Source organism: Mesorhizobium sp. M1273, from assembly GCF_040318195.1.
GTDB lineage: Bacteria > Pseudomonadota > Alphaproteobacteria > Rhizobiales > Rhizobiaceae > Mesorhizobium.
This window is the reverse complement of the sequence record NZ_JAMYLV010000006.1, coordinates 29,161-43,214: the sequence shown is the minus strand read 5'-3', so window position 1 is coordinate 43,214 and position 14,054 is coordinate 29,161. Positions and strand designations below refer to the sequence as shown.

14 protein-coding genes are annotated in these 14,054 nt (G+C 63.8%); 11 read left to right on the top strand and 3 right to left on the bottom strand.

What is annotated here, in order from left to right; all coding sequences use genetic code 11:
- Positions 1 to 10: 10 nt before the first annotated feature.
- Complete coding sequence (locus NKH30_RS09075; RefSeq protein WP_352541677.1) at positions 11 to 1,504, bottom strand: NAD-dependent succinate-semialdehyde dehydrogenase; 1,494 nt, start codon at positions 1,502 to 1,504, stop codon at positions 11 to 13.
- A 127-nt stretch (positions 1,505 to 1,631) separates the two neighbouring features.
- Positions 1,632 to 2,123: an Lrp/AsnC family transcriptional regulator gene (locus tag NKH30_RS09070; protein WP_352484028.1), complete on the bottom strand. Its 492-nt coding sequence runs from the start codon at positions 2,121 to 2,123 to the stop codon at positions 1,632 to 1,634.
- An 82-nt stretch (positions 2,124 to 2,205) separates the two neighbouring features.
- Here NKH30_RS09070 and ehuR point away from each other — a divergent pair, with 82 nt between their 5' ends.
- The 10 genes from ehuR (at position 2,206) to doeB (ending at position 11,925) form a co-directional block, all read left to right on the top strand.
- Entirely contained in the window at positions 2,206 to 3,591 is a 1,386-nt protein-coding gene (ehuR, locus tag NKH30_RS09065) for a MocR-like ectoine utilization transcription factor EhuR (protein ID WP_352541676.1), read from the top strand.
- A 122-nt stretch (positions 3,592 to 3,713) separates the two neighbouring features.
- Positions 3,714 to 4,499 (top strand): ectoine/hydroxyectoine ABC transporter ATP-binding protein EhuA, encoded by a 786-nt coding sequence (gene ehuA / locus NKH30_RS09060; RefSeq protein ID WP_352501337.1) that lies wholly within the window; start codon positions 3,714 to 3,716, stop codon positions 4,497 to 4,499.
- Positions 4,500 to 4,564: 65 nt separating this feature from the next.
- Positions 4,565 to 5,416 (top strand): ectoine/hydroxyectoine ABC transporter substrate-binding protein EhuB, encoded by an 852-nt coding sequence (gene ehuB / locus NKH30_RS09055; protein ID WP_023677200.1) that lies wholly within the window; start codon positions 4,565 to 4,567, stop codon positions 5,414 to 5,416.
- A gap of 187 nt (positions 5,417 to 5,603) precedes the next feature.
- On the top strand, positions 5,604 to 6,263 hold the full coding sequence (gene ehuC, locus NKH30_RS09050; protein WP_352541675.1) for an ectoine/hydroxyectoine ABC transporter permease subunit EhuC: 660 nt from the start codon (positions 5,604 to 5,606) through the stop codon (positions 6,261 to 6,263).
- A gap of 16 nt (positions 6,264 to 6,279) precedes the next feature.
- A complete protein-coding gene (gene ehuD, locus NKH30_RS09045) occupies positions 6,280 to 6,939 on the top strand; it encodes an ectoine/hydroxyectoine ABC transporter permease subunit EhuD (protein WP_352467665.1) in 660 nt (219 codons plus the stop codon).
- A complete protein-coding gene (gene eutA, locus NKH30_RS09040; protein WP_352541674.1) occupies positions 6,936 to 7,709 on the top strand; it encodes an ectoine utilization protein EutA in 774 nt (257 codons plus the stop codon). Before ehuD ends, eutA begins: the two co-directional genes overlap by 4 nt.
- A 10-nt stretch (positions 7,710 to 7,719) precedes the next feature.
- Entirely contained in the window at positions 7,720 to 8,712 is a 993-nt protein-coding gene (gene eutB, locus NKH30_RS09035) for a hydroxyectoine utilization dehydratase EutB (protein ID WP_352541673.1), read from the top strand.
- The gene (locus tag NKH30_RS09030) at positions 8,709 to 9,701 is read left to right on the top strand and encodes a cyclodeaminase (RefSeq protein WP_352541672.1); all 993 of its coding nucleotides are present in this window, start codon (positions 8,709 to 8,711) and stop codon (positions 9,699 to 9,701) included. The genes eutB and NKH30_RS09030 overlap by 4 nt, the downstream gene beginning before the upstream one ends.
- 38 nt (positions 9,702 to 9,739) lie before the next feature.
- A complete protein-coding gene (gene doeA / locus NKH30_RS09025; RefSeq protein ID WP_352541671.1) occupies positions 9,740 to 10,918 on the top strand; it encodes an ectoine hydrolase DoeA in 1,179 nt (392 codons plus the stop codon).
- A 5-nt stretch (positions 10,919 to 10,923) separates the two neighbouring features.
- On the top strand, positions 10,924 to 11,925 hold the full coding sequence (gene doeB, locus NKH30_RS09020) for a N(2)-acetyl-L-2,4-diaminobutanoate deacetylase DoeB (protein WP_352501331.1): 1,002 nt from the start codon (positions 10,924 to 10,926) through the stop codon (positions 11,923 to 11,925).
- A 3-nt stretch (positions 11,926 to 11,928) separates the two neighbouring features.
- Here doeB and NKH30_RS09015 read toward each other — a convergent pair whose 3' ends face one another.
- Positions 11,929 to 12,588, bottom strand: coding sequence for a GntR family transcriptional regulator (locus NKH30_RS09015; protein WP_352541730.1), 660 nt, complete (start codon positions 12,586 to 12,588; stop codon positions 11,929 to 11,931).
- A 322-nt stretch (positions 12,589 to 12,910) separates the two neighbouring features.
- On the opposite strand from NKH30_RS09015, the gene NKH30_RS09010 reads away from it, so the two are divergent.
- Positions 12,911 to 14,038, top strand: coding sequence for a BMP family ABC transporter substrate-binding protein (locus NKH30_RS09010; protein ID WP_352467659.1), 1,128 nt, complete (start codon positions 12,911 to 12,913; stop codon positions 14,036 to 14,038).
- Positions 14,039 to 14,054 lie beyond the last annotated feature (16 nt).

Sequence of the window (14,054 nt, the reverse complement as noted above, 5' to 3'; positions counted from 1 at the left end):
CGGGCGCGGCTTACGCTACGTCGAGGCAGAGATATTTGAGATCGGTAAAGGCTTCGAGCCCGTGACGCGAGCCCTCGCGGCCCATGCCGGACTGTTTGACGCCGCCGAAGGGGATCGGCGCGCCGGTGATCTTCACGCGGTTGATGGCGACCATGCCATAGTCGAGCGCGCGGCCCATGCGCAATTGCCGGCCGCCGTTTTCAGTGACGACATAGGCGACGAGCCCGTATTCTGTCGCATTGGCGCGGGCGACGACTTCGTCTTCGCTGTCGAAAGGCGTCACGGCCACAACCGGACCGAAGGTCTCCTCGCGCATGATCAGCGCGTCGTCTCCAACGTCGGCGAGCAGGGTCGGCTGGTAGAACAGCGGCCCAGCCACATGGCGGCCACCGCCGGTGAGGCAGCGCGCGCCACCAGCCAGCGCATCGGCGACCTGCTCTTCGATCTTCTTGACGCCGCGCTCGTGCATCAACGGCCCGATGTCGGTGTCGTCAGCCAGGCCATTGCCGGTCCGCAACGTCTCGATGCGCTTGGTGAAGGCGGCGCAAAAACGGTCGTAGATCGGGCGCTGGACATAGATGCGGTTGGCGGCGAGGCAGTCCTGGCCGGAGGTGGCGAATTTGGCATCGACGGCTATGGTCACCGCCTTGTCGAGATCGGCGTCGGCAAAGACGATCAGCGGCGCATGCCCGCCAAGTTCCATCACCAGACGCTTCATCGTCGGCGCACTCTGCGCGGCGATCAACCTGCCGACCTCGGTCGAGCCGGTGAAGCTCATGGCGCGAACGCGCGGGTCTTCGCACATCCGCCCGACGATGGTCGAAGCCCTGCCGGTGAGGACGTTGAACACGCCAGCCGGCAGGCCGGCACGTTCGCCAAGCTCGGCCAGCGCCAGTGCCGACAGCGGCGTTTCCGAGGAAGGATGCGCGACGATGGTGCAGCCGGCGGCAAGGGCGGCAGCCGCCTTGCGGGTCAGCATGGCCGCTGGAAAATTCCACGGCGTGACGACGCCGACGACACCGAGCGGTTCGCGTCGCACCACCATCTCGGCATTTGGCAAATGGCTGGTGACGCTTTCGGCGTTGAGACGTTTGGCCTCCTCGGCATACCACTCGACAAAAGAGGCTGCGTAGTCGATCTCGCCGCGCGATTCCTTCAGCGGCTTGCCTTGTTCTAGCGTCATCAGCATGGCCAGGTCATTTTTGGCGGCGACGATCAGATCGAACCATTTTCGCAAGATTTTCGACCGTTCCTGCGGCAGCAATGCGCGCCAGGCAGGAAAGGCGCGCGATGCCGCATCGATCGCCAATGTGGTCTGCCGGGCATCGAGCGCGGCAACGAAAGCGACGGTGGATCCGGTGGCCGGATCGGTCACCTCGAAACTCTCCGCGGTCTCGCTCGCCGTCCAGTGGCCAGCGACATAGGCGAGTTCGCGCAGCAGCCGCCGGTCGGCAAGGCGATCAAGTGCTTCATGGCGGTGCGAGCGGGCAAAATGTGCGGACATCATCGGGCTCCCGGTTCGGGTGATGCCGCAAGACTATCTCTGCCGCGCAAACAGAGAGGCTATTTGCGTGCCCGCACGTAGAGAGATTGTCTCTATTGCCCTGCCCAGCCAGACGATCTCTCCGGTATCAGGAAGATGCCGGCAACAGATCCGCCACTGGCAGCACACTCTCCTCCTTCACCGTCTTGGTCACGATGTAGGTGAAGTAGCGGTCGATGCCGATCTCGCGTTCGAGCAGAGTGTCGACCAGCCGCTGATAGGCGTCGATGTCGCGCGCCATCACCTTCAGCAGGTAATCGACGCCGCCGCCGACAGACCAGCAGGCGACGATCTCGGGGATGTCGCGGATGACGCGCTCGAAACGGTCGAAATCGGCCTGGCGGTGGCTAGCCAGCGTCACCTCCATCAGCACGGTAGCGACCGGCGCGATGGCGCGCATGGCGATCCTGGCATGGTAGCCCGAGACGATGCCGGCCTTTTCCAGCTTGCGCAGCCGCATCCAGCACGGCGTCGGCGACAGGCCGACTTTCTCGGCCAGCGCCAGCTTGGTGATGCGCCCGTCGCGCTGGATGGCGTCGAGGATTTTCAGATCGATCGGATCGAGTTTCGCTGCAGCCATGATCGCCCACTTCCAGTGCCGGACACCATGACGGCGCATTATTTCGATTGTCAATTGCACTGATTTCGATCTCTAATAAGTCATGACATTTTGGCGACCAGATCCCGCACTTATCCGGCGGCCGGCCTATCAATCGCTCGCCGACCAGTTCGCGCGCGCCATCCATGACGGGCGCCTGGCCAATGGCGCTCGGTTGCCGACGCACCGGCAGTTGGCTGACGATCTGCAACTTTCCGTGCAGACGGTCAGCCGCGCCTATGAGGAGCTGATCCGCCGCGGGCTGGTGTCCGGCGAGGTCGGCCGCGGCAGCTTCGTGCAGACACAGCGCCGCGAGCCGGAGCCCCCCTATCTGCCGGAGCGGCTGGGCGAGCTCATCGACCTCTCCATCCTGAAGCCGGTCTGCGAACCGATGCATCTGGAGCGGCTGAGGCAGGCACTGGGCTGGCTCGCCGAAAACCTGCCGTCGAGCTCGGCGCTGTCGTTCAGGCCGAACATGGTGTTCCCACGCCACCGTGCGGTGGGTGTCGAGTGGCTGCGGCTCTGCGGCCTCGACGCGTCGCCGCAGAACATCAGCCTGACCAACGGCGCCACCGCCGGTATGACGGTAGCGCTGATGAGCGTAGCGCCGCCCGGTTCGACCGTCGCCACCGAGGCGATCGGTCACCACACGCTGATCCCGCTGGCGCGTTATCTCGGCTTCAACCTCGAGGGTTTGCCGATCGACGACAATGGGCTGATCCCGGAAGCGCTGGACGAGGCCTGTCGGCTGTCCGACATCCGCGCCGTGTTCGTGCAGCCCTCGGTGATCAACCCGACGGCAACGCTGATGGATGCCGCCCGGCGCGAGCAGATCGCTGCGGTGGCGCGCAGGCACGACATCGCCATTATCGAAAACGACGTGCTCGGCCCGCTGGTCGAGGACCGTCCGCCGCCGGTCGCGGCGTTTGCCCCCGAGCGCACGCTCTATGTCACCTCCTTCACCAAGATCGTGGTGCCCGGCCTGCGCATCGGCTATCTCGCCGCGCCCGATCGTTATGTCGCCGCAGTTGCCAACCGCCACCTCGTCTCGAACTGGATGGCGACGCCGCTGGTGGCCGAGATCGCCACCAAATGGGTGACCGACGGCACCGCGATGGAACTCGTTCGATGGCAGCGCCTGGCTTTGCGGCGGCGTCTGGACATCGCCGCCGAGGTGCTTGCCGGAGTGGACTATCGGGCTCATCGCGACGGGCTGCATGTCTGGCTGCGGCTGCCCGAGGATCGCGGCGAGGAAAGCTTTGTGTCCCAGGCGCGCCTGCAGGGCGTGGCGATTGCGCCCGGTACGTCGTTTCGCATTTCGCAGATGCCTTGGCATCCAGCCGTACGGATTTCGCTGGGCTCGACCACGGAGGGGGAACTGCGTGCCGGTCTCGGCGTTGTCACCAAGCTTCTGCTCGGCGATCCCGAGCATCTCCTGCTTGTGATCTAGACGGCGAACGGCGCGAAATTGTGCGGAATCCGAAATATTGTCATGATATTATTTTCTTGATTGACATGATTTGCCGCGATCCGCATCGTTAAAGGCATAGCTTCTCTAGCACGGGAAATTCATTGTCGGCGCCCATCATCAACATCGACGGCATTTCGAAAAGCTTCGGCACCTTCAAGGTGCTGGACGGCCTCTCGATGCAAGTCATGCCCGGCGAGAAGCTGGCACTGATCGGCCCATCGGGTTCGGGCAAGACGACGATCCTGCGCATCCTGATGACGCTAGAGCGTATCGACAGCGGCCACATCCAAGTCGACGGCGAACAGCTGTACCACATGGAGCGCAACGGCCGGCTGCTGACGGCCGATGAACGGCATTTGGCAAAGATGCGCCAGAAGATCGGCATGGTCTTCCAACTATTCAATCTATTTCCGCACAAATGCGTCATCGACAATGTGACGCTGGCACCGATGCTGACCAAAGGCGTGCCGCGGGCCGCCGCAGAAAAACGGGCGATGGAACTGCTCGACATGGTCGGCATGGTCGACAAGGCCAAAGCGATGCCGGCGCAGCTTTCAGGCGGCCAGAAGCAGCGCGTCGCGATTGCGCGGGCGCTGGCGCTGTCGCCGAAAATCATGCTGTTCGACGAGGTCACCTCGGCGCTCGACCCTGAGCTCGTCGACGAGGTGCTCAACGTCATGCGCAAGCTCGCCGCCGAGACCGACATGACCATGCTGCTGGTCACCCACGAGATGGGTTTCGCCCATGACTTCGCCGACCGGGTGCTGTTCTTCGATCGCGGCAGAATAGTCGAGGAGGGCAAGCCCGACGAGATTTTCCGCCATCCCAAACAGGAGCGCACGCAAGGTTTCCTGAAGAAGATCATTGCGGCCGGACATCGGGTCTGACTGCCATGCGAGGCGGCGACGCCTCAAGCAAGCCAAGAAGACAGACAAACAAGGAGTTGGGAACAATGAAGAAATTTGCCATTTTGGCCGGCGTCGCCGGTATCGCGCTGACGGCGGTGCTGGCCGCCTCGACGGCCGGCTCGGCCGATGACAGCAAGCTCGAAGAGCTCAAGGCGCAAGGCTTTGCCCGCGTCGCCATCGCCAACGAGCCGCCCTATACGGCGGTCGCTGCCGACGGCAAGGTTTCGGGTGCGGCGCCTGACGTTGCCCGTGAAATCTTCAAGCGCCTTGGCGTCAACGATATCGTCGCCTCGATCTCGGAATATGGCGCGATGATTCCCGGCCTGCAGGCCGGCCGTTTCGACGTCGTCACCGCCGGCCTGTTCATGAAGCCGGAACGTTGTGCTGCGGTCGCCTATTCGGAACCGGTGCTGTGCGACGCCGAGGCGATGCTGGTGAAGAAGGGCAACCCGAAGGGCTTCAAGAGCTACGAGGACGTCGCGAAGGACGCGAGCGCCACGATCGGCGCGCCGGGTGGCGGCACTGAAGAGAAGCTGGCGCTCACCGCAGGTGTGCCGCGCGAGCGCGTCATCGTCGTGCCGGACGGCCAGAGCGGCCTGAAAATGCTGCAGGACGGCCGCATCGATGCTTATTCGCTGCCCGTGCTGTCGATCAACGACCTGGTCAAGAAAGCCAATGATCCGAACCTCGAAGTCATCGCGCCGGTGGTCGGTGCGCCGGTCTATTGCGACGGCGCGGCCTTCAAGAAGGGCGACGAAGCGCTGCGCGACGCCTATGATGTCGAGCTGGCGAAACTGAAGAAGTCCGGCGAGTTCGCCAAGATCATCGAGCCTTACGGCTTCTCGGCGGCGGCGGCAATGTCGACGAGCCGCGACAAGCTCTGCTCGGCGAAGTAGGTGCGTTCTTCCTTCTCCCCTTTCACGGGGAGAAGGTGGCCCGAAGGGCCGGATGAGGGGCGGCGCCATACTCCGGTTGGTTCGCGCTGCCCCCCATCTGCCTGCCGGTATCTTCTCCCCGTGAACCGGGAGAAGGACGCTGGAAGCAACGTGTCGCTAGACATTCAACGCGGAAACTTTCGACCCAATGACCCAATGGTCCGGCTATTTCGGCCTGATATTGCAAGGAGCGCTTGTCACCATCGAGCTGACGCTGATGGGGTCGGTGCTGGCCTTGATCATGGCTTTTCTTGCCGGGCTGGGGCGGCTGTCGCGGTTTTTCGTGCTGCGGGCGCTGGCCACCGCCTATATCGAGTTCTTCCGCGGCACCTCGATTTTCGTGCAGCTGTTCTGGGCCTATTTCGTGCTGCCCTTTGCCGGCATTTCGCTGACGCCGCTGCAGGCCGGCGTGCTGGCGCTGGGCCTCAATGTCGGCGCCTATGCAGCGGAAGTGGTGCGCGGCGCCATCAAGTCGATCGGCCGCGAACAATATGAGGCGTGCACCGCGCTCAATCTCGGCCGCTGGCAAGCCATGCGCCATGTCATCCTGCCGCAGGCGCTTCTGGTGATGCTGCCAACCTTCGGCAACAACGCCATTGAATTGCTCAAGGCCACCGCCGTCGTTTCGCTAATCTCGCTCGCCGACCTGACCTTCCAGGCGCAGGTGGTGCGCTCGCAGACCGGCAATACTCTGGTGCCGTTCAGCACCATCCTCGTCATCTATTTCGTCCTGGCGCTGCTCATCTCCTGGGGCGTGCGGTCGCTGGAACGCCGCATGGCGCGTGGCCTCGACGGGGTGCGCGTATGATGGATCGGACCTGATAATGGAATGGGATTGGGATTTTGTCCGGCAGATCCTGCCGACGCTGATCGAGGGGGTGAAGATCACCATCCTGGCGACGCTGCTCGGCTCGGTACTGGCGGCGATCGTCGGGCTGGGCATCGCGTTGGCGCGCCGGTCGCCGAACAGGGCTCTGTCGCGCACCGTCGGTTTCCTTGCCGAGTTCATCCGTGGCACACCGCTGTTGGTGCAGCTCTATTTCATCTTCTACGTGCTGCCGGATTTTGGCGTCCTGTTGCCGCCGCTGGTCGCGGGCGTCATCGGTCTCGGGCTGCATTACGGCACTTACACGGCCGAGGTCTACCGCGCCGGCATCGATAATGTTCCGCGCGGCCAGTGGGAAGCGGCCAAGGCCTGCAATCTGAACGCCACCCAGACCTGGACGCACATCATCATTCCGCAGGCGATCCCGCCGATGATCCCGGCGCTTGCCAATTATTTCATCGCCATGTTCAAAGAGACGCCGCTGCTGTCGGCGATCACCGTGCTGGAACTGATGAACCAGGCCAAGAGCGTCGCCAATACCTATTATCGGTATATCGAACCGATCACGTTGGTCGGCGCCTTCTTCCTCGCCATCAGCCTGTTCTCGGTGGTGCTGCTGCGCTGGCTGGAACACCGTTATGGGCGGATCGAAAGATGAGCGCTGCACCCGAAATCCGCCTGCATTCGGCCCGGCCGCCGCTCGACGCGCGTCCGCTGGAAAAGCGGGTCGGCCTGATCATCCTTGCCACCGACCATACGAGCGAACCGGATTTTCACCGCATGGTGGCAAGCGACCGCATCGGGGTCTATGTCGCACGCATCCCCTACGCCAACCCGACGACGCCGGACAATTTGCGCAAGATGCAGCCGTCACTGACGGCGGCCGCGGCCCTGATCCTGCCCGACGAGCCGCTCGATGCGATCTGCTATTCCTGCACCTCAGCTTCCGTCGTGATCCGCGATGCCCAAATCGAGGCGGCGGTGCAGGCCGCCAAGCCCGGCGTGCCGGTGGTCACGCCGCCGATGGCCGGGGTGCGCGGCCTGAAGGCGCTGGGCGCCAGGACGATCAGCATTCTTACCCCTTATACGGTCGAGACCAGCCGGCCGATGGCGACCTATTTCACCGAGCATGGTTTCGAAATCGTCAGCTTCACTTGCCTCGGCTTCGAGGATGATCGCGAGATGGCGCGGATTGCGCCGAAATCCTTGGTCGATCTGGCTCGCGAGGCGACGGCCGAACACTCGGACGCGCTGTTTGTCTCCTGCACGGCACTGCGGTCCGCGGCGGCAGTTGTCGGTATGGAAGAAGCCATCGGCCGTCCTGTCGTCACCAGCAACCAGGCGACGGCCTGGAATTGCCTGCGGCTTTGCGACGACGACGAGCCGCGCCCTGAATTCGGCCGTCTGATGACGCTGCCGCTGAACTGATTGCAGAGCCATGACCACGTCCAGGATAAGCCTGTCCGAAATCCACGCCGCGCGCGAGCGCATCGCAGGCAAGGTCGAGCGTACGCCGACCGTTCCTTCCCGGAGTCTTTCCCAGCACTTGGACGCTCCTGTTTATCTCAAGCTCGAACACCGGCAGACCACCGGCGCCTTCAAGCTGCGTGGTGCCTCGAACGCTATCGCTTCGCTGACAGCAGAGGAGAAGGCGCGCGGCGTCGTCGCTGCCTCGACCGGCAACCACGGCCGGGCACTTGCCTATGCTGCTCAATCGCAAGGCATCCACGCGACGATCTGCATGTCGCGGCTGGTGCCGCAGAACAAGCTCGACGAGATCCGCCGGCTCGGCGCCGGGATCCGCATCGTCGGCAACAGCCAGGACGATGCGCAGCGGGAGGTCGAACGGCTGGTCGCGGAAGAGGGGCTGGTCATGCTGCCGCCTTTCGACCATCCCGCCATTGTCGCCGGGCAAGGCACGCTCGGGCTGGAGATCATCGAACAGGTTCCTGATGCCGCCCTTGTGCTGGTGCCGCTTTCTGGCGGTGGGCTGGCGGCTGGCGTTGCCGCTGCCGTCAAGGGCGTCAGCCCGGCGACGAAGGTGGTGGGCGTTTCAATGGCGCGCGGTGCGGCGATGAAGGCGAGCCTCGACGCCGGACATCCGGTTTTGGTCGAAGAACTGCCGACGCTGGCGGATTCACTCGGCGGCGGCATCGGCCTCGACAACCGGCTGACCTTCTCGATGTGCCGCGACCTGCTCGACGATGTGATCCTGCTCAGCGAGGACGAGATCGCCGCCGGCATCCGCCATGCCTATGAGCAGGAGCGCGAGATCGTCGAAGGCGCCGGCGCGGTCGGCATCGCGGCCGTGCTTGCCGGCAAGGTCAAAGCGAATGGCCCGACGGTGCTCGTGCTGTCCGGCCGCAACATCGATATGACACTGCACCGCAAGATCATCTGCGGCGAAGCAATTGCGGAGAGCGCAGCATGAGCCGGATGACGATCCTCACCGAAGCTGAATTGCGCAAGATCGTGAAGCTTGATCTCGATGCCGTTGCCTGCGTCGAGAGCGCGTTTCGCGCGCTCGCCACCTTGCCGGTGGCGATGCCGCCAATCCTCAGGCTCGACATTCCCGAGCATCGCGGCGAGGTCGACGTCAAGACCGCCTATGTGCCGGGCATCGACGGTTTTGCCATCAAGATCAGCCCCGGCTTCTTCGACAATCCGAAGCTCGGCCTGCCCAGCGTCAACGGCATGATGGTGCTGCTGTCGGCGAAAACCGGTCTGGTCGAGGCGCTGCTGCTCGACAATGGCTATCTCACCGACATCCGCACGGCGGCGGCCGGCGCGGTTGCCGCCAAGCATCTGTCGCGGCCGGGTTCCTCCGTTGCCGCGATCTTCGGCGCCGGTGTTCAGGCCGGACTGCAGCTCGAGGCGCTGATGCTGGTGCGGCCGATCACCAAAGCCCGCATCTGGGCAAGGGATGCCGGCAAGGCCGAAGCCGCGGCCGACGCATTGTCCGAAAGACTGGGCATCGCCGTTCACGCCGAGCCCGACGCGGCAAAGGCTGCGGCCGATGCCGACATCATCGTCACCACGACGCCGTCGACCGAGCCGCTGATCAAGGCCGGCTTCGTCTCCGCCGGCCAGCATATCACTGCCATGGGCTCGGATGCCGAGCACAAGAACGAGATCGCGCCGGCGATCCTGCGCATGGCCGATCTCTACGTCGCCGACAGCGCCAAACAGACGCGCCGGCTGGGCGAACTGCACCATGCTATCGCGGCGGGCGTGATGGCGTCCGATGCCGAAATCACCGAGCTTGGCCACATCATCGCCGGCGAAAGGCATGGCCGGCGCTCGGACAGCGACATCACCATTGCCGACCTGACCGGCACCGGCGTGCAGGACACGGCAATCGCCACGCTCGCCCGCGACCGTGCGCGTGCGGCCAAGACCGGTACGATTTTCGAAAGCTGATGCTGGCCGCAAGGCCCAACAAACGAGGACCAAGAACAATGCAGCCCAATTTGAAATTCTCGCGCGGCGAATATGCGGAGCGCCTCGCCAAGACGCGGAAGGCCATGCAGGTCAAGGGCGTCGATCTATTGATCGTCAGCGACCCGTCCAACATGGCCTGGCTGACCGGCTATGACGGCTGGTCGTTCTACGTGCACCAGGCTGTCATCGTGCCGCCGTCGGGCGAGCCGGTGTGGTACGGGCGCGGCCAGGACGCCAACGGCGCCAAGCGCACCGCCTATCTCGCGCACGACAACATCATCGGCTATGCCGACCACTATGTGCAGTCGACCGAGCGCCATCCGATGGATTTTCTCTCGCAGGTGCTCGCCGATCGCGGCTGGGGCAAGCTCAGCATCGGTGTCGAGATGGACAATTATTGGTTCTCCGCCGCAGCCTTCGCGTCTCTGCAGAGACATCTGCCCAATGCCCGCTTCGTCGACGCCACGGCACTCGTCAACTGGCAGCGCGCAGTGAAGAGCCCGACCGAAATCGACTGCATGCGCAAAGCCGCCCGCATCGTCGAGGCAATGCACGAGCGCATTGTCGACAAGATCGAGGTCGGCATGCGCAAATGCGACCTGGTCGCCGAGATCTATGATGCCGGCACGCGCGGCGTCGATGGCATTGGCGGCGACTATCCGGCGATCGTGCCGCTGCTGCCGTCGGGCGCCGACGCATCGGCGCCGCATCTGACCTGGGACGACAGGCCGATGAAGTCGGGCGAGGGCACTTTTTTCGAAATTGCCGGCTGCTACAACCGCTACCATTGTCCGCTTTCCCGGACTGTGTTCCTTGGTAAACCGACGCAGGAATTCCTCGATGCCGAAAAGGCGACGCTGGAAGGCATGGAGGCGGGACTTGCGGCCGCCAACCCCGGCAACACATGCGAGGACATCGCCAACGCCTTCTTCGCGGTGCTGAAGCGGTACGGCATCGTCAAGGACAACCGCACCGGGTACCCGATCGGGCTTTCCTATCCGCCTGACTGGGGCGAGCGCACGATGAGCCTGCGTCCAGGCGACCGCACCGAGTTGAAGCCCGGTATGACCTTCCATTTCATGACCGGCTTGTGGCTTGAGACGATGGGGCTGGAAATCACCGAATCCATCCTGATCACCGAGACGGGCGTCGAGTGCCTGGCGAATGTGCCGCGCAAACTGGTGGTGAAGAATTGAGCCCGATGTCCAGCCTTCGCCCGTCACCGATCACGCCGACCGTCGATTTCGAGCGCGACGGCGTGCAGCACGGTTTCCTGCGCCTGCCTTACAGCCGCGACGATTCCGCCTGGGGATCGGTGATGATCCCGATCTGCGTCATCCGCAACGGCAAGGGGCCGAGCGCATTGCTCACCGGCGGCAATCATGGCGACGAGTACGAGGGGCCGCTGGCGCTCTATGACCTCGCCCGTACGCTCGACCCGAAGCAAGTCAGCGGCACGATCATCATCGTGCCGGCGATGAACTATCCGGCGTTCCGCGCCGGCACACGCACCTCGCCGATCGACAAGGGCAATCTCAACCGCAGCTTTCCCGGCCGGCCCGACGGCACGGTGACCGAGAAGATCGCCGATTATTTCCAGCGCGAGCTTCTGCCCCGTACAGACATCGCGCTCGACTTCCACTCCGGCGGCAAGACGCTCGACTTCGTGCCGTTCTGCGCCGCCCACATCCGGCCCGACAAGGTGCTGGAAGCGAAGGGTTTCGCCGCGGTTGAAGCCTTCTCCGCACCATGGTCGATGAAAATGCTGGAGATCGACGCGGTCGGTATGTTCGACACTGCCGCCGAAGAGATGGGCAAGCTGTTCATCACCACAGAGCTTGGCGGCGGCGGGACTTCGCGCGCGGAAACGGTGCGGATCGCGCGTCGCGGCGTGCTCAATGTGCTGCGCCATGCCGGCATTGTCGCCGGCGCGGTCGAGATGCAGCCGACCCGCTGGCTCGACATGCCGTCCGGCGATTGCTTTTCGTTCGCCGAGGACGACGGGATGATCGAAACGATGATCGATCTCGGCGAGGCGGTGGCAGAGAACCAGGTGCTGGCACGTATCCATTCTATAGGCCGCACCGGCGGCGCTCCGCGGGAGATCCGGGCCAAAATGTCCGGTCTGTTGGCGGCGCGGCATTTTCCGGGGCTGGTCAAGGCCGGCGACTGCGCTGCCGTGGTCGCCGTGCTGGTCGATTGACGGTTAGGAAGCCGATGTCGGGAACGGCTCGGTCCTGCCTTTGGGGCGATCGCCGATGGCAAAGACGGCGCTCGCCTCGCTGACGATCGAGACATGATCCTTGGCGGCTGTTCCGGCCGCCGCACTGTCGCCGCGCATGATTGCGGTGACGATGGCGTCATGCTCCTGCCAGGACTGGGCCAGCCGGCCCGGCAGCATGAATTGCGCGCGCCGGAACGGCGCCAGGCGGCCGCGGGTCATGACGGTCAGTTCATAAATGTGCTTGCTGTGGGCGCCGCGATAGAGCCGGGTGTGGAATTCGGTGTTGAAAAGCTCATACTCTTCTTCGGCACCGAGCTGCACGAAGCGCGCCGAGGCCTGGTGCTCGGCCTCCAGCGTGCGGCGCTCGCCACCGGTCATGCGCTCGGCCGAGAACCGCGCGCAGATCGCTTCAAGCTCGGCCATGCTTTCGAACATCGAGGCGAGGTGCTCCTGCGTCACCACGGCGACGGTGGCGCCGCGGTTCGGCCGCCTTTCGACGAGCCCCATGGCGCTGAGCCGGCTGAGCGCTTCCCTGATCGGCGTGCGTGAGACGTCGAAGCGGGCGGCGAGCGAGGCCTCGTCGAGCTTTTCGCCCGGGCGCAGGAAACCGGTGACGATCCGGTCGCTGATCGCCCTCACCATCTGATCGACGGTCGTGCCCGACCTGATCAAATTGCGCTTTCCCGGCACGTCTCCTCCGTCCAGTCTTTTCGCTAGAGCCGCAAGCCACTCACCGGCTTCGATTCCTCCGCATCTCTGTATGCCTATGTTTTAGCCTTCATGTCAAATTGGCGATTTTGGAGGCAAAAAGTGTATGCAATTGCTCCGGCTTTGTGCAGCCCACATCGGCACACTCATTGATATTGCTGAATAAATCTCATTTCTGAAACTGGCATGCTGATTGCATACACTTCTTTCATTGAGGTGTTAACCGGCCCCAAAGGCCCCACAGAGGGAGCATTCAATGTCCGAGAGATTCATGCTTAGCCGCCGCGACCTGCTCAAGACCTCCGCCGCCGGAGCGGCGCTCGGCCTTGCGTCCGCATCGTTTCCGATCAGCAGGGCCTTCGCCGCGACGGCCACCGTCGGCTTCATCTACGTCGGGCCAAAGGACGATTACGGCTACAACCAGGCGCATGCCGAAGGCGCCGCCACGCTGAAGGGGATCGAAGGAATTTCCGTCGTCGAGGAGGAGAACGTGCCGGAGACGGTCGACGTCCAGAAGACGATGGAATCGATGATCAATCTCGACGGTGCGTCGCTGATCTTCCCGACCTCGTTCGGCTATTTCGATCCGCACATGCTCGCCATGTGCGCGAAATTCCCCGACGTGCAGTTCCGCCATTGCGGTGGCATGTGGAACAAGGACAAGCATCCGATGAATGCCGGTTCCTATTTCGGCTATATCGGCATGGGCCAGTATCTGAATGGCGTCGTCGCCGGTCACACCAGCAAAACCAAGAAGCTCGGCTTCGTCGCGGCAAAGCCGATCCCGCAGGTGTTGCTCAACATCAATTCCTTCCTGCTCGGCGCGCGCTCGGTCGACCCGACCATCACCTGCCAGGTGATCTTCACCGGCGAGTGGTCGCTGGCGGTCAAGGAGGCCGAGGCCACCAATGCGCTGGTCGACCAGGGTGCCGACGTCATCACCTGCCATGTCGATAGCCCCAAGGTGGTGGTCGAGACGGCGGCCGGGCGTGGCGCCTTCGTCTGCGGCTATCATGCCAACCAGAGCCCGCTGGCGCCGGAAAAATACCTGACCGGCGCGGAATGGAACTGGGCCAAGGTCTACAAGATGTTCGTCGACGATCTGGTGGCCGGCACGCCGCTGCCCAATTTCACGCGCGGCGGCCTGGCCGACGGCTTCGTCAAGATGAGCCCGCTCGGCCCGGCCGTCGGCGATGCCGCCCGCAAGCAGTTCGACGGCACGCTGGCCGAAATGATGAAAGGCGGCTTTTCCGTCATCAAGGGTCCGCTGAAGAGCAACAAGGGCGTCGTCGTCGCGACCGAAGGCCAGGCCTTCGCCGAGACCGCGCTCGAACTCGAAAGCATGGACTACCTGGTCGAGGGCGTCGTCGGCTCGACCGCCTGAACCGGATCGGAGACGG